Here is a 24486-nt window from a genome sequence, read left to right as displayed (position 1 = left end):
GGCCTTCGCCGCGTCGACGAGGATCGACGCCGCATGCGCGTCGATGAGGCTCACCCCGCCCGGTCGTGTGAGCTCCGGAGTTCGCAGATCGTGAGAGGCGTTGCCTGGATCGATGAGCTCGGAGGCGATCGTCCCCGATCTCATCGTGACCATCGCTCGTGCATTCCCGAAGAGAAGAACTTGTGTCGAATCCCCCGGCTCTCGCTCAGCCGGGCGTGGCGATCTCGTCGTAGCCGCGGCCGCTGAACTGAAGCAGGCAGACGCCGTGGCCGAACGGATCGGCCAGGCGGAGCATGCGCCCCCACGCGGCCACCTCGACGTCGGCCTCGGGGACCGCGCCCGCCTCCTGCGCCCGACGCGCGGCGGCCTCGAGATCGTCGACGACGAAATCGAGATGGACCGGCGTCCAGTGGCGCCGGTAGTCGCGCGCGGGCGCGCCGGCCGCAGGCGCGCTGCCGGCCGGCTTCTCCAGGAGATAGATGGGCGCGGCCGCGCCGAGGAGCTCGACGAAGGCGCCGCCGAAGCGCCGCCCGACGCGCAGGCCGAACGCGCGGGTGTAGAAGGCGATGGCCGGCTCGATCGCCGGCACATCGATGTTGACGAGCAGGTCGGACATGCGGTCACTCTAGCGACGGGGCGCGCCGCGGCGCAACGCGGGCATCGAGGAGCAGGTGAGCCGCGGTGACGACGAGCTGCGCGAGGCGGCGCGGCGCGGGTACCGCGAGCGCTTCGGGGTGGATCTGCAGGAGCCGGTGCGGGAGTGACCGTCGCGGGGCCGGGCGGGCAGCGCCGGGGACCGGAAACGGTCTCCCGGGGAAGCTCAGCTGCCTCCTCGACACCGGAAACGGTCTCCCGGGGAAGCTCAGCTGCCTCCTCGACACCGGAAACGGTCTCCTCCGGGCAGTTCACCTATCTCCTCGACACCGAAAACGGTCTCCTCCGTATAGCTCAGCTATCTCCTCGACACCGGAAACGGTCTCCTCCGTGTAGCTCAGCTATCTCCTCGACACCGGAAACGGTCTCCCGGGGAAGCTCAGCTGCCTCCTCGACACCGGAAACGGTCTCCTCGGGGCAGAGCACACTTGCTCAACGCCCCCTGTAGAGGTCCCCGCCTCGCTGGACGCTGGGTGTTCGACAGCCGCCACGAGGCGGCGGAGCGGGAGCTCGCCCGTCACGACGCGCTCCTCCAGCGCTTCGCCGGCTGGGAGATCGAGGCCGAGGCGCCGCTGTTCGACACCGGCGCCGCCACCCTCTTCGATTTCGCCGGCGCGGCGGGCCACGGCGGCGACGCGCGCTTCTATTACGTGATCCCGTTCACCCCGCAGCGGGCGCTCGTCGAGCTCGTCGCGCTCGGCGGCGAGGCGCACGAGGAAGAGCTGGCGCGCTACGTCGAGCGGACCGCCGGCGGGGCGCGCTTCCGCGTCGTGCGGCGCGAGCGCGGCGCGAGCCTGCTCACGTGCGCTCCGTTCGCGCGGCGCCTCGGCCGGCGCGTGCTCGCGATCGGCGTCGCGGGCGGCCTCCTCAAGCCCTCGACGGGCTACGCCTTCACGCGCATCGTCGACGACGCCGCGCTCATCGTCCGGTCGCTCGAGACGGCGGGCCACCCGTTCGCGCGGCCGCCGAGGGGCCTGCCTTACCGCTTCTTCGACGCCGTCTTCCTCCGCCTCCTCGCCGCCCAGCCGTCGCGCATCGAGCCGGTGCTCACGGCGCTGTTCACCAGGAACCCCGTCGATCGCGTCCTCCGTTTCCTGGACGAGCGCGCGTCGCTCGCCGACGTGCTCGCCATCGTGGCCTCGCTGCCCAAGCTCCCCTTCCTGCGCGCGCTGGCGGGGTGGCTGGGCACGCGCCTCGGCCTCGTGCCGCCCGCGCGGCAGCTGCGCGCCTGAGATCGCCCCGCCCCACCGCCAGCGACGCCAGCAAGCATTGCGCCGCGCGCGCCGCATCCGAGCCTGGACGGCTCGTCCCGGGGCCATCGCCGCGACGGCTGAAGGCGCGCGGGCGCGCCTCGCGCGAGCCGCGGCGCGCCCGTCGTCGCCGGCCCGCACGCTTCAGCGCAGGACCGGAGTCTCCCGCGCCGCCGAGAGCGCCGCGCCGCCGGCCCACGGCTCCGCCCGATCTCCCAGCGAGGCGCGCACCTTCGCGACCTCGTCCTTCGTGATGGCGGGCGCGCTGTTCCCCCAGGTCGATCGGACATAGGTGAGCACCAGCGCGATCTCCTCGTCCGACAGCGTCACGCCGAAGTTGGGCATCACGTCGTTGTACTGCACGCCGTTCACCTCCATCGGCCCGGCGGCGCCGAGCAGCGTGATCCGGATCGGCGTCTCCTTGTCCTGGAGCAGCCATGACGCGCCGACGAGGGGCGGATACCGGCCAGGCTTCCCCTCCCCCCTCGCCTGATGACACCCGGTGCACGAGCGATAATAGATCTTGCCCCCCTGGGCGAGGTCCTCGTCCGCGACGCCGGAGGCCGCCTCGCCGCGCGCCTGGGTCCGGGTCTCCAGCTTCCGCAGCACCATCCACGGCAGCGCGAGCACGCCGAAGGCCACGATCAGCATGATCACCACGACGTGCGCCGTGTTCTGCCCTCCGTCTCGAGCGTCATCGCGCTTGCCTGCTTCACCCACGGGGCACTCCTCCGCCGCAGATGAAGCGCAGGCGATCCCCGCCGTCAAGGACCCGCCCGGCGGCCGCCGTTGACGCCGGCGCTGCGCCCCGGAAAACTAGGCACTACGCCGTCGCGGCCGCCGCGGCGACGCTCGCGCCCCCGGCGCTCTCGCTCCTCGCCGCGGCGGCGCGCGGCGCCTTCTTGCGGGTGGCGCTGCGCCGGCCGTCGATGCTGACGGGCACGTCGCCGTCGACCGTCACCCGGCGCACCACGCGGAGCTGATCGCCGTAATCGTTGATCGCGTAGTGCTGGGTGGCGCGGTTGTCCCAGATGGCCACGTCGCCGGCGGCCCACCGCCAGCGGACCGTGTTCTCGAGGCGCGTCACGTGGTCCTGGAGCACCTGGAAGAGGTGCGCCGAGTCGAACGACGAGACGCCGAGGAGCTTCTTGACGAAGTGGCCGAGCACGAGCGAGCGCTCCCCGGTCTCCGGGTGGACGCGCACCACGGGGTGCTCGGTCTCGTACACGGTCGACGTGAACACCTCCTGATAGCGCCGCACGTCGTCCGCCGACGACTGCGGCTTTCGCGCCTGGTAGTCGTACTCGTTGCTGTGCACGGCCCACAGCTTGTCCGCGAGCTCGCGCAGCGCGGGCGGCAGATCCTCGTACGCGGCCACCGTGTTGGCCCACACGGTATCGCCGCCGTACGCCGGGATCACGAGCGCCCGGAGGATCGACGCCTTCGGGTAGGCGTCGACGAACGTGACGTCGGTGTGCCACGAGTTCGCCCGGCCGCCGTACCGCGAGTCGAGCTCATGGATGTAGCCGGTGCCCTGGACGACGGGCACCGTCGGGTGCGCGACGGGCGCGCCGTCGAAGATCGCGGTGAGCTTCTCCTGGGCGGCGTCGTCGAGGTGGTGCTGGTTGCGGAAGAAGATCACCTTGTAACGCAGCCAGGCCTTCCGGATCTCGCTCACCGTCGCGGCGTCGAGATCGGCGGAGAGGCGCACGCCGCGCACCTCCGCGCCGATCCGGCCGGCGACGGGCACGATCTCGAGGACATTGTTGCTCTGGTTCGTCGTGGCGCTCATACGGAGTTTTCCTTGTGGTTGTGTCAGCCGAAAAGCATCGTGGGATGGCGTCGCCCTCCGGGGCCGGCGGACCGGCCCTCGGGTCAGTGCGACGCCGGCTTGTGCGCGATGGCGAACAGCCGCTTGCCCTCGAGGCGGATCCCCTCGGGCGTCCGGAAGGCCTCGAGCTCGCGCTTGATGTCCTCGACGGCCTGGACGCGCAGCGACTCCGGCAGGTGGCCGAGGAAGTTGCCGAACGAGCTCGCCTGCGAGAAGGCCACGGCGGCGCTCGCGTCCGGCTGGTAGTTCACGTTCTCCTGGGCCTCGATCTTCTGCACGGAGAAGCCGGCCCCGCCGAGCAGGCCGGCGAGCTCCTCGGCCGTCACCCAGTGCGGCGTGCCGGCCAGCGACTCCGGGTAGCGCGCGTAGGGCTCGCGCGAGAGCACCTGCCGCTTGATGGCCTGCAGCCGGTTCGGCTGGTCCTTCGCGCCCGTGGTGAGCCCGACGCGCCCGCCCGGCTTGAGCAGGCGGTGGATCTGCCGCAGCGGCTCGGCCTTCTCGGGGAGCCAGTGGAAGACGGCGTTGAGGTACACGACATCGAAGCTGCCCGACGGGAGCCCGTCGAGCGCGTAGGCGTTGCCGACCTGGAACGAGAGGTTCGCCTTCGCCTTGCGCTGGGCGATCTCCACGCGCAGCGGCAGCGGATCGAGCCCGAGCACCTGGCCCGTCGGCCCGACGATGCCCGCCACGTGCTCCGCGAGTAGGCCGGTGCCGCTCCCGATGTCGAGCACGCGCTCGCCCGCGCGAACCCCGAGCTCGGCGATCAGCCGCTGGCCGTGGCGGAACTGCCGCTCGGCGCTGCGTACCTCGTAGTCCTGTGCGAGCTGCGGCGTATCGAAGACGAGACTGAGTCCACTCATGCGAAGGCTCCGGGAAAGAGAGGTTGCCGGGCGCTCTCGGCAGGGCGACGCCCTCGTCCGCGACCGTCCACCCCGGCGGCGATCGCACTTCGCACGCGCCGTGCCAGGCGTTTCCCCGCGCTCCCGCGGGCCCCCGCCCGCCCGGTGCTGCGTCGCGAGCACGCCGCCAGCACCTCGTGCTGCGCAGGGCGCACCCCGCCGGCCGCGAGCGCGCGAGAGCGCAGCGGACAGACCACAACCGTACATCCACCCTGGACCGCTTCGCGCCTGAAGGCGCGCCGTACAGCAGCAGTGGACACTCGAAGGTTCATTTTTTCACTGGAGCTCCCTTTCGGCATCAGGGGCCCTCGAACGAGCGCTGCTCGGCGCACTTCATCGGTCGGCGCGTGCACGTTCACATGGCCGGATGACGCGCGCGCGGCGATGCGACGCGGCGCGGAGTAGGTGAATCCACGTTCCCCCGCGCTCCATTCCTGTGGCACCATGAGCGCATGCTTCATGATGTCGTGAGGAAAGGTTCTGTTGCCGGCGCGTTGCTGGTGGCGATGGGGTGTAGCTCGGGCGGCGGCGATCCGCCGCCCGGGGGCCAGGCAGGGGGGCCGGACGTGTCGATGCCCGAGGTCGACGCCGGGCCGGACGACTCGGGGGAGCCGGCGTGTGTCGAATACGCGATGCCGACCGACGTGGACTGCGCGGCGCCGCTCGACGGCGTGCTGCCGGTCGACCTGCGCTGTACCGGCCTCTACGGGGACTTCGACAAGCGCGAGCTCGCGTGCGGCGTGCTCGAGTACAAGCCTGCGGTGGAGCTCTGGAGCGACGGCGCCGCGAAGCGACGCTTCGTCTCGATCCCGAAGGGGCAGCGGGTGGACGTGAGCAATCCGGACGCGTTCGTGTACCCGGAGGGGACGCAGTTCTGGAAGGAGTTCCGCGTGAAGGGCGCGGACGGCGCGCTGCGCCTCGGCGAGACGCGCCTCCTGCGCAAGATGGCCGCCGGCTGGGTCTACACGAGCTATGTCTGGTCCGAGGACGAGCGGCAGGCGATCCAGATGCAGAACGACTTCGGCGTGCCCGATCTCTACGGCACCGGGCACATGGTGCCGACGCGCGATCAATGCAAGGAGTGCCACGTCGGGCGCGCCGACTTCGTCCTCGGCTGGGACGCGCTGATGCTCGGCCCGGGCGCCGAGGGGGTCACGCGCGAGTCGCTGGTCGCGCTCGGCGTGATCGAGGACGCGAGCCCGCTCGCGCTGACGATCCCGGGCGACGAGGTGGAGCGCCAGGCGCTCGGCTACCTGCACGCGAACTGCGGCGTGAGCTGCCACAACGACCTGCCCGAGTCGGCCGCCCACGACACGGGCCTGTACCTGCGGCTCGAGGCGAGCGAGCTGGGCAGCGTGGCCGCGACGGACGCCGTGCGGACGGGCATGAACAAGCGCCCGGCGGAGAACGCGAAGTACGAGGGGCTGAAGAACCCGGACCCCGCCAACTGGTACGACATCCGTCCCGGCGATCCGGCGCGCAGCCTGCTCGTCGCCCGCCAGGAGCTCCGCGGCTTCGAGGGGCAGATGCCGCGCATCGGGACGCGCCAGGTCGACGACACCGGCCTGCAGCTGGTCACGCGGTGGATTCAAGGGATGACCGAGCCCAACTACCCGCCCCCCGGGCCGTAGGCCCCACCGGCCCAGCGCGCGGCGCGCGCCGCCCCCGGATCAGCGCAGCGGCCTCGGCAGCGCGGCGATGTACTCCGATTTTTCCCACGTCCTGATGAACGTCTCGGCCGACTGATCGCGCAGCGCGCTCAGGTACTCCGGCCGCAGGCCCACGGCCTCGAGATCGTCGTGCAGCTGGGCGATGAGCCCGTGGTGGGCGTAGCCGCGGGTGTGGAAGTACGCCCAGTCCTTCTCGTCTTGCGTGCTGTAATGGGTCAGGTTCGGGTCGATCGACGGAATGCACGAATCGACGCTCGACAGGGGTTGCGTCATGCAAGCCATGCACTGATAAACGTCGCTCCCCCGCTGTGAGCACTGCTCGCTGATGTCGCCCTTGCACCAGTCGCCGCGATCGGTGGTGTATCCGAGCCGCGGGGCGACCCCCTGGCCGAGGCCCTGGAAGTCGCCGGCCCACGCGACGCGCTTCCCCGCCAGGTCGGCCGCGTACGCCACGCTCTGGGCCAGCGACCGCGTCGAGCGGGCGCAGGTGTTGTCGACGCCCGAGCTCGGGTAGTCGAGCGCGACGTCGCCGCCCGTGAAGTGGCCCGCGAAGCCCTCGGTCTCGGCGATCATCTGCAGGGCGTCGTCGCCCAGCTTGCCCTCCCAGCCGGCGCTGCCGTCGGCGCTGATCCGCCGGGCGTAGACGTGGCTCGCGACGAGCGGGTAGCCGTAGCGCGCCGACGACAGCGCATACACGTCCTCGATCGCCTGCTCGGAGATGTGCCCGATCTCGAGCAGCATGCCCTTGTCCATCATGCGCTCGACGACCCGCCCCCCCTCGTAGGTCAGCCCGAGCACGTTCTTGTTCACCGTGACGGGCGCGGAGGTGATGGTCGCGTCGGCCCCGGCCATGACGCCGCCGCCCGGGTAAACCTTGAAGCCGTCCCAGGCGCCGGCGTTGAGGAAGCGCTCGGCTATCTTGAGCGAGCAGAGCTCTTCGTAGCTCGTCGCGTACGCGGGCGAGCAGCCAAACTGGTTGCTCTGGTCGACGGCGAAGGGGTGCTCGGCGTCGGTCGCGAGGGGGTCGTTCGGGTCGGTCTTGCACTGCACGTTGTGCAAGAAGCAGTTGAGAAACGACTGCTGCGCGGCGAATTGGGGCACGTAGATGGCCGTGCCGGCGATGCGCGTGTTGAGCGAGTGCGCGAGGAAGGCCGTGCGGGCCCCGAGGTCGTGGTAATAGTCGAGGCGGTCGACCGGGCTGTCGTATGGGGCCCACGCGTAGTCGGCCTCGATGCCGATCACCATCGCCATCTTGCCCTCGCTGATGATGCGGCGGGCGTCGGCAGCCGAATAGGCGATCTCGAGGAAGTCCGCGTGGTTGCTGGCGAGCGCCTTCAAGAACTGGATCTGCCTGACGATGCTCTGGAGCGAGTCGGCCATGTCGCACTCGAACCCTTCGTGCCGAAAGGGGTTGGTGCCCACGCCGTTGCGCACGAGCGAGCAGAGCGGGTAGTTCTCGACCGCCTGGGCCACGATGAGCTTGAGGCCGCCCTCGAGGGCGCGGCGCAGGTAGCCGTGCCAGTAGCGGGGGTGGGCGTTGGTGTCCCACTTGGGCCACTCGAGGTAATCGTGCTCGGGGTCGCCCGTATGGCCGTCGGTCCGCTTGTAATAGCAGTCGCCGATCCCGCCGCCGTGGCAGCAGGTATCGACGCCCAAGAGGTTCGCGAAGCCGACGTCGCAGATGCCGGCGGCGCCGGCGTGCGTGTCGCCCGAGCCGTCGCAGCTCTGCATCGCCTCGGCCTCGTCGCCCTCGACCGAGCCCCAGAACCACTTGCCGCTGAAGGCGAGCTCGGAGGCGACGTGCTCGTGGGTGGCGGCGGCCCCGATCACCGGGTCGCCCGTCGTGGGCACGTCGTCGAGGATCACGTGATCGATCGCGCCCTCGGTCAGGCGGAGGCGGTCGATGTCGGGCGCGGGCCGGCCCGAGTGCGAGAAGGCGATGGCGTTCGGGCCGGCGTCGAGGTCGACGCGCAGCACCCGCGTGGTCGGCGCGTAGAAATCGCCGTCGGTGAAGGGCACGAGCGTCGGCGGCCGGTCGTTGACGCTCACCAGCGCTTCGCCCTCGTAGCCGAGCCAGTCCACCTCGAGCAGGTAGCGCCCGGCGGAAGGGGCCATGACGCCCTCGAAGCGCAGCGACGCGTCGTAGCCGATGCCCCGGACGACGGCGCCGCCCGAGCAGGACCCGCAGCTGAAGTCGTCGACGTAGAGCCCCGCTAGACCGTTCGACGGCGCCTCGGCCTCGTAGACCGCGGGCAGCGCCCACGGCGGCGGCGGGGGCGAGCTCGCGACGGCGGAGACCTCGCCGGCGCTGAGGGCGCGGTCGTAGAAGAGCACCTCGTCGATCGAGCCCTCGAAGGCGTCCCACGACGGGTGGTTGCCGATGACGATGGGCCGGCTCGACGCCTGCGGCGTGCCGCTGGCGGGCTTCCACGCGGCGAGCACGCCGTCGACGTAGAGCGCGATCCGGTTGCCGTCGTACGACCCCGTGACGTGCGTCCACCGGCCCGCCACCGCCGGCGCGGTGACCGAGATCGGGTTGCCCCACTGCCCGCCCGGGAACGTCACGGCGAACATGAACCTGTCGCCGAGGAACCACAGGCCCCACACGTCGGGGCTCCACCAGCGGTTCACGATCGCGCCCGGCCCCGAGGGCTTCACCCAGGCGGCGACCGTGAACCTTGGCGCGGCGAAGGCCGCGGCGTTCGAGACCTCGACCCGGCTGTCGGGGGCGCCGTCGAAGACGGCTCCGTCGTCGTAGCGCCCGTCGCCGCAAAAGACGGTGCCGTGGAGCTGGGCGTGGTTGGGCGTCGCGCCCTGATCGACGACCTGGCCCCCCGCGCAGGCGTCGAAGCTCCAGTGCCCGAACGGCCTGGGCGCCGACACGCCCTGCGCCGCGGCGGTCCGGGGCGCGGCCGCGGCCGCGAAGAGCGCGAGCGCGAGCACCCGGGGTAGAATGACTGTTCGACGAACCATCTCAGCCTCCTTCGATACGAACCCGAGACCACCAAGACCCGCCCCGGCGCCGGCGCCGCCCGGCGATCGTGCGCGACGCGCCCCGGCGCCGACCCGCACGCCATGACCACGCCCGCCGCGCTCGGCGCGGCCACGGCGCGCCCGGCGGCCCCGTCGCGGCCCGTGCGCGGCGCCAGCTCGGGCCCGACCTGGGCGCAACCACGGGTAGGCCTATCGTGCGCCCGGGGCCCTCCGGCCTTCCAGTGGCATGAGCCGCCACCGCGTTGTCATTTGACGCCATGCCCCGGTGGGCGCGACCATCGGGGCGTGAAACGAGGTGCGCCCGGGCCCGCCGCTCGCCCCGCCCCGTACGCCGACTCGCCCCTCTATCGCTCGTTCGTCGTGCGCCCGGCGCTCTGGTGGGCGCAGCGGGCGGGCGCCGACGCGGTCGCGCTCGCCGCGCGCTTCGGCCTCGGGCCATCGGCGTTCGAGGACCGCATGAGCGAGATGCCGCTCGCCGCCTACCGCGACCTCATCGACGCCTGCGCCGAGGCCGCGCGCGAGCCGTTTCTCGGCTTTCGCATCGCCACGTCGCTGCCGCGCGGGTACCTCGGCGTCTTCGAGCTGAGCGCCTCGTCGGCCCCCACCGCGGGCGAGGCGGCGGCCCGCTTCGTCAAGTACCTGCCGCTCGTCAACAACGGGCTCTTGAGCGCCCGGCTCGATCGCCGGGGCGGCGAGGTCGTCCTGCGCCAGTGGATCGAGGGCGAGCCCCTCGCGCAGGGCCGGCACGGCAACGAGTTCATCCTGACCGCGATGCTGCGCCAGTCGCGCGAGTTCACCGGCCAGCACGTCGTGCCCCGCCTCGTGCGCCTCGCCCACCCCCGCCCGCCCGACGTCGGCGAGATCGAGCGCTGGTTCGGCGCGGAGCTCTGCTTCGACAGCGGCGAGAACGCGCTCGTCGTCAGCGAGGCCGTCATGGCCCTGCCCCAGGTGGCCGCCGACGGCGCCCTGCTCGCGGTGCTCGACCAGCACGCCACGCGCATGCTCGACGAGCGCGCCCAGCGCCCCGACGACTTCCTCGCCCGGGTGCGCCGCAGCGTCCGCGAGAACCTGACCCACTCCGAGGCGCTCTTGCCGCGCGTCGCGTCGCTCCTGTCGTCGAGCCCGCGCACGCTCCAGCGCGAGCTGACCGCGCGCGGCACCTCGTTCCGGCGCGTGGTCGACGAGGTGCGGGCCGAGGCCGCCCGCGCCTACGCCGCCGAGGGCGAGCTCGGTGTCGGCGAGATGGCCTTCCTGCTCGGATACGCCGACACGCCGAGCTTCGTCCGCGCCTTCCGCCGCTGGACGGGCCAGACCGTCGGCGATTACCGGCGCGACGCCGCGCCCGCCGCCCCGCCGCGCTGAGGCTCCGCGGCGAGCTCGCTTGCAGTATCCTACGGGCGAGAGGCAGGGGGTCATTCGCCCCGGGTCTCCTCGGGAGGACTCGACATGCAGCATCGCCGCTTCGCCGCGTGGGCTCTCGCCGCCTCCGGCGGTTTGACCGCCATCGGCGCTTCCAGCCCGAGCTCCGCCTGCACGCCTCTGCCAGGGATTTACATCTCGGACGTCCCGTCGGCCGTGCCGCTCGACGGGGTCATCGTGGCCCGGGTGTACTGCGGCGTGGCCTGTCCGACGGGGCCCGTGCTCGTGGTGAAGGACAAGGAGGCGGGCGCGGTGATCGCCGGCGCTCAGGAGGTGTTCTCCTTCGAGCCGGTCGGCGCTGGCGAGCGCTTGCTCGTCTTTCGGCCCGCCGCGCCGCTCATCGAGGGTCACACGTACACGGTCGCCACCGCGGACCAGGACATGCACCTTCCGGTGTGGGAGCTCGTGGCGAGCGCCGATCTCGACATGGATGTAGGCGCCATCCCCGTCGAGGTCATCGTCACCGTGCACGCGCGCTGGCACGGGGAGCCGATCTGCTGCACCCTCGCTGCGGCGCCGGGCAGCTGCGGTCCACAGGAGTCCTGCGTGGCAGAGGAAGAGGAGCGCTACGCTGCCCTCGACCTCCGTGTCGCTGCGCAGGCGGTCCACGGGATAGAGCAGTACGTGCAGATCGTGACCTTCTCGCTCCCGAACGGGACGGAGCTCAGCTCGAGGACGGTCTGGGGCGGGAACGTGTTCGAAGGCTTCGACGTGGCGGCTCCGGAGTACTGCTACCAGCTCACGTACAGGAGCCTCGCCGACGGTACGACGATCGAGAAGGAGCGCAGCTGCATTCCGCACGGCGGCGCGGACACCGCCGGCGTGTTCCCGATCGACGCGGAGAGGCTCCGCCGCGCGATCGTCGCGTGCGCCGCCCCGCCCGAGGGCTTCGAGCGGATCTGGTGCGCCGCCAAGGAGGAGCGCTGCACGGAGGACGCCGACGCCTGCATCGACGATGACCTGAGCCTGTGCGAATCCATCGAGACGGGGGCTGGCGGCTCCGATGGCTCGGGCGAGGGCGGCAGCGGCGGTGGCGCCCCTGCGGAGCCGGTGGGCGAGTACGTGATCGAGGGTTGCTCGGTCAGCACGGGTCGCCGCGTCTCATCGGGCTGGACGCTCTCCGCGGTCGGGCTCGCGCTCGCCGCAGCGATCCGCGCGGGGCGGCGCCGTGGCCGCTGCTGAGCTGAGTCGTTGAGCGCCGCGACCCGCGCGCGCCCGGGGCGTGTCAGCGGACGTGGATGTCCGGCTTCGGCACCGGGGCCATCCCCTCCCCGATGTGGAAGCTCGGGTGAGGCGGCTGGTTGTAGGCGCCGTTTTGCCACGAGATGGCCACGCGGTACTGCGGATCGTGCATCAGCGTGTGGATCCGGTTCTTCGCGACCTGGTTCGTCGTGAAGATGCGAATCGAGTCGCCGCACCGGAAGATCACCTCTTCGCGCCAGTCGCCCAGGATGTCGGCGCTGAGCGTCGGGGTGCTCTTCGTGCCGTTGTTCGCGGCGCACCCGTTCGCCGTGAAGCCCGCGCCCTCGCCGTCGTACTGCTGGACTTTGTTGCCGTCGAGGAGCTCGCGGCTGAGATCCGCGTCCCACCAGATGAGGAAGTTGGACGACGAGGGGCGATTGCCGGCAGCGCCTCCGTCCGCGCCCCGCAAGAGCTGGCTGTTATTGACCCACGCCTCGCTCCCGGGGCTCCGCGGATCGATGTCCGCCGCCACGCCCCGGCCGGGGCCCTCCTCGCCGCCGTTGCCCGGCCCCTTCCAGATCACCTCGCACGTGCGGGCGTCGCGCATCGCGTACGCGGGCGACTCCCCGCCCTCGTACGGCATGAACACCTCGAGGCCGGGGCGGGACGGGATGTGATCCGTCACGTGCAGCGCGTCGCCGTGAGCGTAGTAGTCCACCGCGCAGAGGCCCTTGCCGTCGTTGTCGAACGTCGCGCCGCCGTTGATGATCTCCTGCTGCGGATCGTCGTCCACGTTCGCCACGCTGATGGAGTGCGCCCCCTTGCCGCCGTACGCCCCGTTCTCGCGGCTCGAGCTGGAGTCGAACGTCCAGAGGTTCGTGAGCGCGCCGTCGCGGTAGTTCCAGGCCGAGAGCGTGGTGCGCGCGTAGTAGCCCCGGCCGAACACCGCGCTCGGCCGGCCGGTGTCGTCGAGGAACGCGATCGTGCCGACGAAGCGGTCGACCCGGTTGCCGTAACACTCGTTGTTGCCCCAGCTGCACGGGTCGCCGCGCCCCACCTTGAACTCCGTCGTGGCGAGCTCGGCGCCGGTCTCTCCGGAGAACACGGTGAGATACTCCGGGCCGGTGAGGATGTACCCGTCGTTGTTGCGGTAATCTTTGGAGTCGTCGTCGGCGGCCGCGGGCCCCAGGCTGAGCGGCTCGCCCCTGCCGTCGCGCGTCCCCGGCGCGGTCTTGACCGCCACCTCCGCCTTCCCGTCGCCGTCGAGATCGTAGACGAGGAACGGCGAATAGTGCGCCCCGGCCCGGATGTTCACGCCGAGATCGATCCGCCACAGCCGCTTGCCTTCGAGCGTGTACGCGTCCAGGTAGGTCTTGCCGGTGCGGCCAGCCTTCGAGTTGTCCTGGAGGTTCGACGGATCCCACTTGACGACGATCTCGTATCGCCCGTCGCCGTCCAGATCTCCCACGCTGCCGTCGCCGCTCGAGTAGGTGTAGCCGTCCCCGGCCGGCGGCGGCGTCGTCGGGATGGACAGGGATCCATCCTTCCACACGGCCACGGGCTTCGACTCGCCTTGCTCGACGCCGCCGACGACCGGACGCACGCTGTAGACCGAGCTCGGGGAGCCGCCGCGGTCCACGAAGTTCGTGGAGTCCGTGATCGGCGCGTCGTTGACCTTGGTGCCGTCCCGGTAGACGTTGAAGGCGATGTCGTCGGGATCGTAGCCGAACAGGCGAAAGCCCACGTAGATGCCGCCGTCCGTGGGAACGGCCACGACGCCGCGGTCGAGGTCCTCCATCTGCGCGAACCCGGTCGGCGCGGGCACGCCCCCGCCGCCTCCCGCGCCGGCGCCCGCGCCGCCGCTGCCCGACGCAGGACCGCCGCCGGGGCCCGTGCTGGTCGCGTTGCCGCCGGAGGCCGTGCCGGTCGCGCCGCCGCCGGAGCCCGTGCCGGCCGCGTTGCCGCCGCCCGTGCCGGGTTCGCCGCCGCCGTCGCCGCCAGCGCCGGTTTCGCCTGAACCGCAGGCCACGAGCCCAGAAGCGAGCGAGAAACAGATCAAGAAAACAGGGGACCTCATCGGCGTACCTCGCGTTGCCGCTCCTCCTCCGGTCGGCGGCTCGCCCCCGGCCGTCAGCGGCATGGTGAGTTGGTTGCTCGCCTAGGTTGCGACACCAGCGCAGAACCAGTCACCTTCAGCGCGAAAGTCGTGCATTTTCTGGATGGACTGGAATTTTGATGCTCCACAGGAGAGCACATCGTTCGATGCCGGTGGGCTCGTCGGCCCGGCCGGCCGCGGGAGGAGATCGCGGCGGCGAGGCGGGCCTCAGCCCCGGCGCGCGGCCTCGAGGACGCGGAACGTCTGGTCGACCTCGGCGCCCGGCCTGCGCCGGCTCCCCCACCCGACCGCGGCCCGGTAGCTGCCGAGGAGCCCGGACGTCGAGAGCTGCTCCTCGTCGACCTGGACCGGTCGCTCGGCCTCCGGCGCCACGTAGAGCGCGTCCACCGGGCAGTAGGCCTCGCACATGAAGCACGTCTGGCAGTCGCGCTGCCGGGCGATCACCGGCGCGCCGCCCGGGACGCGATCGAACACGTTGGTGGGGCAGACCTCGACGCAGAGATCGCACCCGATGCACCGGACATCGCTGACGAGCTCGATCATGGCGCGTGCGCCTCCGCCGCAGCCGGGCTGACCGATGCCATCGGCGGCGATTCGGGGCGCACCCACACGCGATCGAGCCCGCCGGTGATCAGCCGCCGCTGCTGCGCCGGATCGAGCCCCGGGTGGTCCGTGTGCTTGTGCATCCCGCGCGTCTCGGTGCGCGCGCGCGCCGCGTTGAACATCCAGCGCGCCGTGGCCACCATGGCCGCGCCCTCGCGCGCCCGCACCGCCTCGCGCACCTCCGCCGTCGGCCGGGCCTGCCGCACGTCGCGCCACAGCGCGTCGAGCCGGTCGAGCGAGACCGCGAGCCCCCGCTCGGTGCGGAACAGGTTCTTGTCGTACGGGAACACCTCGTCCTGCACCGACCGGATCACCGCCTCCGCGTCGAGCTGCCGCGTGCCGCCCGCCGCCGGGAGCGCGGCGCGGCCGGCCCCCCGGGCGGCCCGCTGGCCGGCGCGGGGGCCGAGGCTGCGCGCGAACGCGGCGGCGCCCTCGCCGGCCCACTGCCCCGACGAGATGGCCCACGCGGCGTTGTGGCTGCCGCCGCCCGTGAACCCGCCGCAGATGAGCTCTCGCGTGGCGGCGTCCCCGGCGGCGTAGAGCCCCGGCGTCGACGTGGCGCAGCTGTGGCTCGTGATGCGGATGCCACCCGTGCCGCGCACGGTGCCCTCGAGCCGCAGCGTGACGGGGAACCGCTGCCGGAACGGGTCGATGCCGGCGCGGTCGAAGGGCAGGAAGAAGTTCGGCTGGGCCTTGCGCATCCAGGCCTCCAGTGCCTCGTCGGCCTTGTCGAGCTGGGCGTAGACCGGCTGCGTGAGCAGCGTCTGCGCGATCACGGAGCGGCCGCGCTGCGAGCCGGCGCCCTCGATGACGCGCCCGTCCTCGTAATAGAAGGTCGCCCAGTTGTAGAAGAGGGTCTTCGTGACCGACGCGAAGGCCGGGGCGATGGCGTAGGCGTTCGAGAACTCCATCCCCGACATCTCGGCGCCTGCCTCGGCGGCCATGAGGCCGCCGTCGCCGGTGAGCACGTTGGTGCCGAGGGCCTTGCTGAGGAACGCGCAGCCGCCGGTGGCGATGACCACGGCCCCGGCCTTCACCACCCAGCGCTGCCCGAGCTGCCGGCAGACGCCGGCCGCGCCGGCGACCACGCCGTCCGCGTCGACCAGGAGCTCGAGCGCGGGGCTGTGATCGAGGATGCGGACGCCCGCGAGCTTCACCTGCTTGCGCATGAGCCGCATGTACTCGGGCCCTTGCAGGCTGCGGCGGACGGGCTGCCCGCCGTCGTCGACCGGAAACGGATATCCCCAGGTCACGAGGTCGTTCACGCTGGACCACGTCCGGTCGAGCACGCGGTCCATCCAGCCCCGGTCGGCGAGGTAGCCGCCGAGCCCTTCCCGGCTGGCCTTGGCGGCCTCGCGCGCCTCGGGGGTCGGGGGCACGTACCACACGCCGACCCCGGACGGCGCGGTGGCGCCGCTGCTGCCGCAATAGCCCTTGTCGGCGAGCACCACGCGCGCGCCCTGCGCCGCCGCGGCGAGCGCCGCCCACGTCCCGGCGGGCCCGCCGCCCAGCACCAGGACGTCGGCCTCCAGCGCCAGCGTGTCGCTCCCGTCGAGGACGCGCCCGACCTCTCCCTCTGGCTCCCGTACCTCGCTCATGATTGGACGACTCCCTTGCTCAGGTCAGCTGCTCTGCCGAACGCTCGGCCGAGCGCCCGGCCCATCGCTCGCCGAGCGCCCGGCCCACCGCGCTTGCGGAGGCTCGGCCGTTCTCTTTGGATTGCAGCCGACATGCCACGGCCGGTTTTTCGGCCGCGATCTCGCGGGTGGCGCCCTCCCGTTGCTGGCGGCGCACCAGGGGCTGCTGCTCGGGTGCTGCTCCGCGCGCACCGGCGCGCCGCGCGCGGGCGCGCGACGGCCCGGCGCCCGGGCTACTGCAGCCGGAACCCCATCGCCGAGAGGGCCGCGCGCAGCCGGTCGCGCCCGCGCAGCGCCTGGGCCGACGCGACGCGCGCGGCCGAGTGGCGGCTCCAGCTGCCCTGCACGCCCATGCGCTCCCTGGCGTAGAAGCGCTCCATGATCCCAGCCTCGACCCGGCGGCGCCCCAGGGGCTGCCGGCGAGCCCAGCGGCGCGGCGCGCGAGGCGCGACGCTCATGGCCTCGGGTCAGCCGACCTCATCCAATAAAACGGATGATTATTCCGCTTCAACAGACATGTCAACCGCTTCGCGGTGGGCCGCTTGCGGTCGGCCGGCCCTGGCACCACGCCAGATTTATGAAGAATTCCGCTGTAGCTCTAGCAGGGTTGAGCCTCGCCGTGCTTGCGGCGGGGTGTGGCAAGGAGGAGCGTGCGCTCGCGGAGGAGCGCCCGGCGGAGCCGGCGGCGGTGGCCGCGCCGGAGCCGGCGGATCCGCCGCTCGTGGCGACCGAGATGGCCGTGCCCGGCGATCTGCCGGCGTTCGTGGTCACCGGGCGCGGCGGCGCGTGCCCGCGGATGGTGTTCCTCCACGGCATGTGCGGGCACGGGCTCGGCTACGTGCAGGCCATGCAGGGTGCGGCGCGCGAGCACGGCGGGGTGCTCGGGCTCCAGGGCGACGTGCCTTGCGGCGACGGCCCGTTCAGCAAGTACTCGCCCGACCCCGGGGAGCAGGAGCGGCGCATCCGGAGCGCGCTCGCGGCGTGCGGCGGCGAGGCCGAGGATCTCGTGGTCATCGGTTACTCGCAGGGGGCGTACATCGCGGAGCGGCTCGCGGAGCGCTGGCCGGAGCGATACTCGCGGCTCGTGCTGATCGGCGCGCCCACGACGCCCACCGCCGCGCGCCTCCGGGGCATCCGGGGGGCGGTGATGATCAGCGGCGAGCTCGACGCGAAGTACCGCATGAAGGAGGGCGCGGGCGGCCTCATGGCGGCGCGGATCCCGGCGCTCTATCGGGAGATGCCCGGCGCGCGCCACGGGGAGATGCCGGAGGCCGAGCGGGTGATGGATGAGGCGCTCGACTGGCTCGACGCGAACGCGCGGCCGCTCCCCTGACGCGGGCTCGGGCACGCGTGCTATGGAGCTCGCGACCCATGGTCGAGCGCGCGTCCTCCGCCGGGGCGCCGCGGGAGGTGAGCGCCGCGTTGGCCCCCACCGATCCGCTCGGCGCCCTCAACCAGGCCTTCCTCGACGCGTACGCCGCGCGCCGGGAGGCGGTCCTCGCCGGCATCGAGCCGATCATCGCCCAGATCGACGACAGCCTCATCCTGCGGCGCGGCGGCCGGCGGTTCGAGGGGCCGGCGCGCACCCGGCGCTACCACGAGCTCAAGGTGGTCGCGCACGCTCCGCTCGCGGTTCATGCGCTGCTCTCGGGCCGGCGCGGCGCGCTCGACGGCGCGGCGCGGGGCCGGCTGGCCGAGCTCCGACAGCGCATCGCCGCGGCCGCGGCCGACCTCGACGGCCGCGGCTTCACCCCGGAGCAGCTCGCCCGCCAGCGCCGGATCCTGGGCGCGTCGCTCGCGCTCCTCGACGAGGCGAGCGCGGCGGGCGGTGTCGCGCCCGAGGCGCTGTCCGCCTTCACCCGCGCGCAGACGCCGGATGTCCTCCTCAACGCCGAGGACGCGGCGCGCGACCAGATCGAGACGATGCACGCCACGGTCGAGGCCTGGAAGCGCGACATGACCCCGGACGAGCGCGAGCGACTCCGGGCCGTGGTCGCGGTCTCGCACATGGCCCGCCCGGGGAACGTGGCCGCGCAGTACTTCTCGATCACGCTGGGCGAGACCTGGCAGGGCCGCTTCGACCAGGAGGATCTCCGGCCGGGAAAGCGCGTGCTGACCGCCGAGGCGACGTTCGACGAGGCGGAGGCGTTCGCGCTCCTCGCGACGCACGCGCTCGACGCGGGGGTGGCGACGCGGTTCTTCGGCGAGGAGACCCGGCTGTCGCGCGACATCCTGGCCGACGCGGCGGAGCGGATCCTCGCGGGGATGTTTCACAAGGAGCCGGAGCCGCCGGGGGAGGCTGGCGCCGGAGGGTGACCGGAGCGGGGCGAGAAGAGCTGCTGGCTGCCGTATCCCCTCTGTCGTCTGCCGTCTCCCCTCTGCCGTCTCCCCTCTGCCGTCTCCCTCTCTGCCATCTCCCCTCTCCATGCGCGTGCGCGCTGACGCCGTGGAATCGCGCACGCGCACGCGCACGAAGGACGAGCACGGAAGACGGAAGACGGAAGAGGGGAGACGACAGAGGGCAGACGGAAGACGGAATGATCGGTCAACCATCCGTCAACCCTCCGCCATCCATTCGTCGCTCGCCATCCCCCACTCCGCCGAGCGAAAGCACCGCTCGATCCATTGCAAGGCCCGCCGGAATCCTGCGCATCGCTCCATTCGATTCCTCTTTCGACTAGGGTGCCGCGCCGCTCGGGATGACCTTCACGACGCCCGTATCCTCCGCACGCTTCTCCGCTCCGCTGGGCGCGCTCGCGCTCGCGGCGCTGTCGCTATGGCCAGCGGCGGCCCGCGCACAGCCCGTGGCGCCCATGCACGGCGCGCACTCCGTCCCCGCCCCCGGCGGCGCGAGCGGCCCGCCGCAGGTCGAGGCGGCGCCTGCCATCCTGTCCGCGCCGAAGCTCCCGGCCACAAGCGGCCCGCGCGCGCTCGCTGGCTTGGCCTGGATCCGCGCCGCGGTGCTCGGGGTTCGCCTCGATGTCGGCTGGCAGCTGCCGTTGACGAACGTCATCGCGCTGCGCGGGTACCTCGCGTCGATGTATTCCTACGATTCGGTGTCCCTCCCGGACCTCGGCGGGCTGATGCCAGAAGGAGAGCTGGAGATCCACGAGCTCGCGCTCCTCGCGACCGCCGATATCGACGCCGCGATCTTCTCCACCGAGCAGGGCCGCCTCGCGGCCGGCGGCGGGCTCGGGATGGGGCCCTCGTTCGCATGGGTGAGGATGCCCGACATGCCGTTTCAGCCCGGCGAGTGGGCGCACGCGAGCGCGGTGATCGGGCGGCTGTCCGGGCACCTCGAGTACCGCTTCCCGTCGGGCTGGGTGCTCCGCGGCCAGCCGTTCGGGCTCCTCTTCTCCGGACAGGAAAACGCGGATACGGCCTACGAGATGGCCTTCATGGGAGGGTACCAATGGTGAGGCGAGGCGCGGATGGCTTCGCGCTCGGGTGGCTCGGCGCGCTGCTCTGCGCGGGCCTCGCGGCGGTGGCCTGGGGGCCCCTCGGGTGCAGCGCGCGCTGGGAGCCAGCCCCGGACTGCGGGCGCCAGGGCGACACCTGCAGCGAGCACGGCGACTGCTGCTCGTTCGGTTGCATCGCGGGCAGCTGCGCGTGCGCGCCCGCCGGCATGGCCTGCCACACGGACGCCGCCTGCTGCTCGGGCGCGCGCTGCGAGTCCGGCCATTGCCGGCCGGGGTGTCGCGCGGCGGGCGCCGAGTGCGCCCGCGACGGCGACTGCTGCGACGGGCTCGCGTGCGAGGCGGGCCGCTGCGGCGAGCCGCGCTGCAACCGCGCCGACGAGCCGTGCAGCGACGACGGCGCTTGCTGCGAGGGCCTGACCTGCCTGCCGTCGAGCGACGGGAGCTCGTCGTTCGGCACCTGCAGCTCGAGCTGCGCGGCGCAGGGAGAGAGCTGCCGCGACGGGGTGGCCTGCTGCAACGGCCTGGTCTGCAACTCCGCCACGTGCGTCCAAGCCTGCCGCCAGCGGGAGCAAGGGTGCTCCGACGAGGCGCCCTGCTGCGCCGGGCTCGAGTGCGCGGAGGGCAGCTGCCGCGCTTGCGCCGACGTCGGCTTCTCCTGCAGCGCGGCCGGCGACTGCTGCGGCGCGCTCGACTGCGTCGACGAGCGCTGCGCCTGCAAGGCGCCCGGGGAGAGCTGCGCGCGCCCGGACGACTGCTGCACCGGGGGCTGCTTCGACGGGATCTGCGCCTGCCACCAGACGGGCGGCGCCTGCCAGCGCGCCGACGACTGCTGCGACGGCTGGGCCTGCCGGAACGGGACGTGCGAGCCGGACGCGTGCTTCCGCTCAGGGCACGTCTGCGCGGTGGCCAGCGATTGCTGCGGCGGCGTCTGCGCGGACGAGGCGTGTTGCGCCGCCGAGGGCAAGGACTGCTCCGACAAGGACGACTGCTGCTCGGGGCTCGTGTGCCACCGGGAGACCGGCTGCGGCCCTTGCGGGGCCATCGGGACGAGCTGCGTGTTCGGCGACGAGTGCTGCGACGGGGCCTGTTACCTCGGCCAGTGCTGCGGCGGCGCGCAGGCGGCCTGCGATGCCGCGCGCCCGTGCTGCTACGGCCTCGAGTGCGGGGCCAGCGGGCGCTGCTGCTCGCGCAGCGGTGCGTGCGACGAGGGGGCGGACTGCTGCGACGGCTTCGAGTGCAAGGGCGGCTCCTGCGTAGTCGCGCCGGGCGGGCCCTGCGACGGCAGCTTCGACTGCCCCGCCCCGATGAGCTGCATCTCCGGGCGCTGCTGCCAGGACCGCCTGACGGCGTGCACGCTCGATACCCAGTGCTGCAGCGGCCGGTGCCACCTGAACGAGTGCCAGTAGGACGATGAGGTCGAGCACCGCGGCGGCAGGACGAGCCGCCAGATCGCCGCCGCCCGCGGTCACCCGCGCGACGCCGCGCCGCCGATCGCGGCGCGGCACCGCTCGACGTCCTCCCAGAACGTCGGATACGTCTTCGCGACGCAGGCCGGGTTCTCGATCGTGATCCCGGGCCGGCACAGCCCCAGGATCGCGAAGCTCATCGCCATGCGGTGGTCGCTGTAGCTGTGCACCACGGCGGGGGTCAGGGGGCGCGGCTCGATGCGGAGCCAGTCGTCGCCGTGGCTCACCTCCTGCCCCAGGCGGCGGAGCTCCGCGACCGTCGCGGCGAGGCGGTCCGTCTCCTTGATCCGGATGTTCGCCACGTTCCGGATCGTCGTCGGCCCCTCGAAGAGCGGCGCGATGGCCGCCAGGGTCATCACCGTGTCCGAGATGTGGTGCATGTCGACGTCGATGCCGCGCAGGCGCCCGTCGCTGCGCACCGTGGTGGCGTCCGCTTGCTTGCTCACGCGCGCGCCGGCCTGCTCCAGGAGCTCGACGAACCGGTAATCCCCTTGGAGCGCCCCCTCGCCGAGGCCGGGCACGGTGATGGCGCCGCCGGCGGCCGCGGCGAGCGCGAACGGGTAGCTCGCGGACGACGCATCGGGCTCGATCGGGTACCTCCTCGGGCGGTATCCGCTCGCGGGATGGATGGTGAAAGCGCCCGCGGCCTCGTCGATGAGGCCGCCGAAATCCGCGACCATGCGGCGCGTGATCTCGACGTAGGGGCGGCTCACCAGCTCGCCGGCGATGCGCAGATCGATGGCGGACTCGGCGAAGGGCCCGGCCATCATCACCGCCGAGAAGTACTGGCTGGAGCGGTCCCCGCGCATCGTCAACGTGCCGCCCTTCAGCCGGCCGCCCCGGATCCGGAGCGGCGGGCACCCGGTCGCGCACTCCACGTCCGCCCCGAGCTGCCGCAGGCCGTCGACCAGATCGGCGATCGGCCGCTTGGCCATGTGCTCGTCGCCGACCAGCACCACCTCGCCGGGCACGAGGCACGCGAGCGCGGCCAGGAAGCGCACCGTGGTCCCGCTGTTCCCGATGAACAGCTCGCGCTCCGGCGCGCGCAGCCGGTGCCGCCCCCCCTGCACGACCAGCGTCTGCGGCCCGGCGTCCTGGATCCCGATCCCCATCGCTTCCAGGGCGGACCGCATGTGGCGCGTGTCGTCGCTGTGGAGCACCCCTTCGAGCGTGCTCTCGCCGTCGGCCAGCGCCGCCAGCACGAGCGCGCGGTTCGTGATGCTCTTCGACCCGGGGACGCGCCAAGTCAGCTCCGGCGGCGAGGAGAGCGGTAGGATGGGCAAGGGACCGGCAGGGATCATGGGGGCGGCAGACTAGATCTTCGCGGCAGCGCTGGCTACGTGCGGCAGCACGGCCGTCCCGTTCCCCGCCGCGCGCCGCGCAGATCGCCGACGCTCCGCTGCGCTGAACGCCGTTGCTCAGGCGCGCATCGCAGCAGGAAGATCCCGGTCGTCACGACCACCCCTCGCCGTTCGCTCGACGGGACGACACGAACCGAATCCTTGCCGCGATGCCGCTCTTTCTTCCTCGCCGGGCCCAGCCCGAACGCCACGTCCGCGCTCGTCGCCGCTGTCTCGTCGCGGCGGGGCTCCTGCTCGCCGTGGCGAACGCGGCGATCGCCGCGCCCGCCGAGCCGGCGCCGCCCGCGGCAGAGCCGGCGCCGCCCGCGGCAGAGCCGGCGCCGCCCGCCGTCCCATCGGCGCGGGAGATGGCGGTCGACCGCTTCGTGAAGGCCCGGGCGTTCTACGAGCGGCGCGAGTGGTCCCGGGCGCTCGCCGAGTACCTCGCCGCACGACAGCTCTACGCCAGCTGGGCCGCGACCTCCGGCGCCGCGGTGTGCCTGAAGCAGCTCGGGCGCCACGACGAGGCGCTGGAGATGTTCGAGGAGCTGCTGCGCAGCTTCAGCCACCGGCTGCCCGCCGCCGCGAAGGAGGCGGCGCAGCTCCAGCTCGACGAGCTGCGCCAGCTGGTCGGCATCCTCGAGGTCGACGGGGCCGAGCCGGGCGCGCTCATCGCGATCGACGGGCGGCATCGCGGGGAAGCCCCGCTCCCCGGGCCGCTCCGGCTCACCTCCGGCAGCCACTGGGTGCGCGTGTTCAAGGAGGGGTTCGAGCCGTTCGAGCAGCGCATCGAGGTCGCGGGCGACCGGCTCGTGCGCGTGAGGGCGCGGCTCCGGCCGCTCGCGCGCATGGGGCGCCTGCGGGTGATGGAGCGGGAGGGCCGGCCGCTCGAGGTCGTGGTGGACGGCAGCGTCATGGCCATGGCGCCCTGGGAGGGGCTGCTCGCGCCCGGCGAGCACACGGTGGCGCTGCGCGGCGCGGGCCGCCTCGGCTCGCCGCCGGTGCAGGTCGACGTCGAGGCCGACGAGACCGTGCCGCTGACGCTCTCGGCCGAGGAGCTCGCCGCGTCGCTGCGCGTCGAGCCGGTGCCGGTGAACGCCAGCGTGGCGATCGACGGCGTGACCGTGGGCCGCGGCGTCTGGGAAGGGCGGCTGCGCGCGGGCGCGCACCGGGTGGAGGTCGCCGCGCCCGGGTTCCTGGCGGAGTCGCGCCGCGTGGTCCTCGCGCGCGACCAGACCGAGGTCGCGAGCGTGACGCTGGATCGCGACCCGAGCTCGCCCTTCTGGCGCCGGCCCGCGCGCCCGACGCGGTTCGTCGTCGAGGTCGTGACGGGCGCCGTGCTCGCGCCCAGCTTCGGCGGCGAGGTCGCGGGCACGTGCATCGGCGCCTGCGAGGCGGCGCTCGGGATCGGCAGCTCCGCCGTGCTCCACGCGGGTTACGAGGTCGGCGAGGGGTTCGGGTTCGGCGTCAGCGCCGGCTACCTCGCGCTGTCGCAGCGCCTCGACGGCCGCGCCACGGAGGTGATCCCGATCGGCCTGCCGCCCAATCGGGGCACGGTCGACGATCGGCTGGCGCTGCGCAGCGCGCTCATCGGCGGCTGGATCAGCTTCGCGCTGCCGCTGAGCGAGCGCCTCCCGCTGCACTTCCGCCTCGGCGTCGGGACCATGACCGGCGCGCTCGTCGACGAGCGCACGAACGGCGCGTTCCGGGCGAGCGGCGGGACGATGTACGAGCTCGACCTCTTCGCCCAGAAGCACCCGGCGCTCTTCTTCCACGTGACCCCCGAGGTGCGGATCGGCCTGCCGATCGGCCGGCAGCTCCAGCTGACCGCGGGCATCGCCGTTCCCGTGCTCGTCGACGTGGAGCGGCCCGCGTGGGACGCGGGGCAGGCCGTGCCCGCGGGGGAGGACGGCCGCGGCGCGTTTCTGGTCGAGAGGCTCGCCGGCCCCGTGCTCATCGCGGTCGCGCCCGGGATCGGCGCCCGTTACGAATTCCACTGACAGGGG

Annotated in this window: 19 protein-coding genes; 9 read left to right on the top strand and 10 right to left on the bottom strand. The window is 72.8% G+C overall.

Features of this window, described 5'->3' with window-relative positions; all coding sequences use genetic code 11:
* Nucleotides 1–205 precede the first annotated feature (205 nt).
* Nucleotides 206–616, bottom strand: a complete 411-nt coding sequence (locus tag NQZ70_RS19160) for a VOC family protein (protein ID WP_129575499.1) — start codon at nucleotides 614–616, stop codon at nucleotides 206–208.
* A gap of 466 nt (nucleotides 617–1082) precedes the next feature.
* Here NQZ70_RS19160 and NQZ70_RS19155 point away from each other — a divergent pair, with 466 nt between their 5' ends.
* Nucleotides 1083–1886 carry a lycopene cyclase family protein gene (locus NQZ70_RS19155; RefSeq protein WP_257792779.1) on the top strand — a complete coding sequence of 268 codons (804 nt, stop codon included), beginning with the start codon at nucleotides 1083–1085 and terminating at the stop codon, nucleotides 1884–1886.
* 162 nt (nucleotides 1887–2048) lie between these two features.
* Here NQZ70_RS19155 and NQZ70_RS19150 read toward each other — a convergent pair whose 3' ends face one another.
* The 3 genes from NQZ70_RS19150 to NQZ70_RS19140 form a co-directional block, all read right to left on the bottom strand.
* Complete coding sequence (locus NQZ70_RS19150; RefSeq protein WP_129575497.1) at nucleotides 2049–2624, bottom strand: cytochrome c; 576 nt, start codon at nucleotides 2622–2624, stop codon at nucleotides 2049–2051.
* Nucleotides 2625–2727: 103 nt separating this feature from the next.
* Nucleotides 2728–3696 carry a TauD/TfdA family dioxygenase gene (locus NQZ70_RS19145; RefSeq protein WP_129575496.1) on the bottom strand — a complete coding sequence of 323 codons (969 nt, stop codon included), beginning with the start codon at nucleotides 3694–3696 and terminating at the stop codon, nucleotides 2728–2730.
* 83 nt (nucleotides 3697–3779) lie between these two features.
* Entirely contained in the window at nucleotides 3780–4595 is an 816-nt protein-coding gene (locus tag NQZ70_RS19140; protein WP_129575495.1) for a class I SAM-dependent methyltransferase, read from the bottom strand.
* A 545-nt stretch (nucleotides 4596–5140) separates the two neighbouring features.
* On the opposite strand from NQZ70_RS19140, the gene NQZ70_RS19135 reads away from it, so the two are divergent.
* On the top strand, nucleotides 5141–6265 hold the full coding sequence (locus NQZ70_RS19135) for a hypothetical protein (protein WP_129575494.1): 1125 nt from the start codon (nucleotides 5141–5143) through the stop codon (nucleotides 6263–6265).
* Between the two features lie 39 nt (nucleotides 6266–6304).
* Here the strand turns inward: NQZ70_RS19135 and NQZ70_RS19130 are convergent, their stop codons facing one another.
* On the bottom strand, nucleotides 6305–9277 hold the full coding sequence (locus NQZ70_RS19130; RefSeq protein ID WP_129575493.1) for a LamG-like jellyroll fold domain-containing protein: 2973 nt from the start codon (nucleotides 9275–9277) through the stop codon (nucleotides 6305–6307).
* A gap of 306 nt (nucleotides 9278–9583) precedes the next feature.
* Here NQZ70_RS19130 and NQZ70_RS19125 point away from each other — a divergent pair, with 306 nt between their 5' ends.
* Both NQZ70_RS19125 and NQZ70_RS19120 read left to right on the top strand, forming a co-directional pair.
* On the top strand, nucleotides 9584–10660 hold the full coding sequence (locus tag NQZ70_RS19125) for an AraC family transcriptional regulator (protein WP_165374043.1): 1077 nt from the start codon (nucleotides 9584–9586) through the stop codon (nucleotides 10658–10660).
* Between the two features lie 84 nt (nucleotides 10661–10744).
* On the top strand, nucleotides 10745–11899 hold the full coding sequence (locus NQZ70_RS19120; protein WP_129575491.1) for a hypothetical protein: 1155 nt from the start codon (nucleotides 10745–10747) through the stop codon (nucleotides 11897–11899).
* Between the two features lie 43 nt (nucleotides 11900–11942).
* On the opposite strand, the gene NQZ70_RS19115 is transcribed toward NQZ70_RS19120, so the two are convergent.
* The 4 genes from NQZ70_RS19115 to NQZ70_RS19100 form a co-directional block, all read right to left on the bottom strand.
* Nucleotides 11943–13976: a rhamnogalacturonan lyase gene (locus NQZ70_RS19115; protein ID WP_129575490.1), complete on the bottom strand. Its 2034-nt coding sequence runs from the start codon at nucleotides 13974–13976 to the stop codon at nucleotides 11943–11945.
* A 246-nt stretch (nucleotides 13977–14222) separates the two neighbouring features.
* Entirely contained in the window at nucleotides 14223–14558 is a 336-nt protein-coding gene (locus NQZ70_RS19110) for a ferredoxin family protein (RefSeq protein ID WP_129575489.1), read from the bottom strand.
* Nucleotides 14555–16216, bottom strand: a complete 1662-nt coding sequence (locus tag NQZ70_RS19105; protein WP_272828754.1) for an FAD-binding protein — start codon at nucleotides 16214–16216, stop codon at nucleotides 14555–14557. Before NQZ70_RS19105 ends, NQZ70_RS19110 begins: the two co-directional genes overlap by 4 nt.
* Before the next feature lie 272 nt (nucleotides 16217–16488).
* On the bottom strand, nucleotides 16489–16635 hold the full coding sequence (locus NQZ70_RS19100; protein WP_165374042.1) for a hypothetical protein: 147 nt from the start codon (nucleotides 16633–16635) through the stop codon (nucleotides 16489–16491).
* Nucleotides 16636–16862: 227 nt separating this feature from the next.
* Here NQZ70_RS19100 and NQZ70_RS19095 point away from each other — a divergent pair, with 227 nt between their 5' ends.
* The 4 genes from NQZ70_RS19095 (at nucleotide 16863) to NQZ70_RS19080 (ending at nucleotide 21080) form a co-directional block, all read left to right on the top strand.
* Nucleotides 16863–17588, top strand: coding sequence for an alpha/beta hydrolase (locus tag NQZ70_RS19095; protein WP_129575488.1), 726 nt, complete (start codon nucleotides 16863–16865; stop codon nucleotides 17586–17588).
* A gap of 38 nt (nucleotides 17589–17626) precedes the next feature.
* The gene (locus NQZ70_RS19090) at nucleotides 17627–18571 is read left to right on the top strand and encodes a hypothetical protein (protein WP_129575487.1); all 945 of its coding nucleotides are present in this window, start codon (nucleotides 17627–17629) and stop codon (nucleotides 18569–18571) included.
* 383 nt (nucleotides 18572–18954) lie between these two features.
* On the top strand, nucleotides 18955–19674 hold the full coding sequence (locus NQZ70_RS19085; protein WP_165374041.1) for a hypothetical protein: 720 nt from the start codon (nucleotides 18955–18957) through the stop codon (nucleotides 19672–19674).
* Nucleotides 19668–21080, top strand: a complete 1413-nt coding sequence (locus NQZ70_RS19080) for a hypothetical protein (protein ID WP_129575485.1) — start codon at nucleotides 19668–19670, stop codon at nucleotides 21078–21080. The genes NQZ70_RS19085 and NQZ70_RS19080 overlap by 7 nt, the downstream gene beginning before the upstream one ends.
* Nucleotides 21081–21139: 59 nt before the next feature.
* On the opposite strand, the gene aroA is transcribed toward NQZ70_RS19080, so the two are convergent.
* Complete coding sequence (aroA, locus tag NQZ70_RS19075; protein ID WP_237245429.1) at nucleotides 21140–22423, bottom strand: 3-phosphoshikimate 1-carboxyvinyltransferase; 1284 nt, start codon at nucleotides 22421–22423, stop codon at nucleotides 21140–21142.
* A 227-nt stretch (nucleotides 22424–22650) separates the two neighbouring features.
* On the opposite strand from aroA, the gene NQZ70_RS19070 reads away from it, so the two are divergent.
* A complete protein-coding gene (locus NQZ70_RS19070) occupies nucleotides 22651–24480 on the top strand; it encodes a PEGA domain-containing protein (protein WP_129575483.1) in 1830 nt (609 codons plus the stop codon).
* Nucleotides 24481–24486 lie beyond the last annotated feature (6 nt).

The sequence above is a fragment of the Sorangium sp. So ce836 genome (assembly GCF_028553905.1).
Classification (GTDB): domain Bacteria; phylum Myxococcota_A; class Polyangia; order Polyangiales; family Polyangiaceae; genus Sorangium; species Sorangium cellulosum_D.
This window is presented reverse-complemented; position numbering and strand designations above follow the sequence as displayed.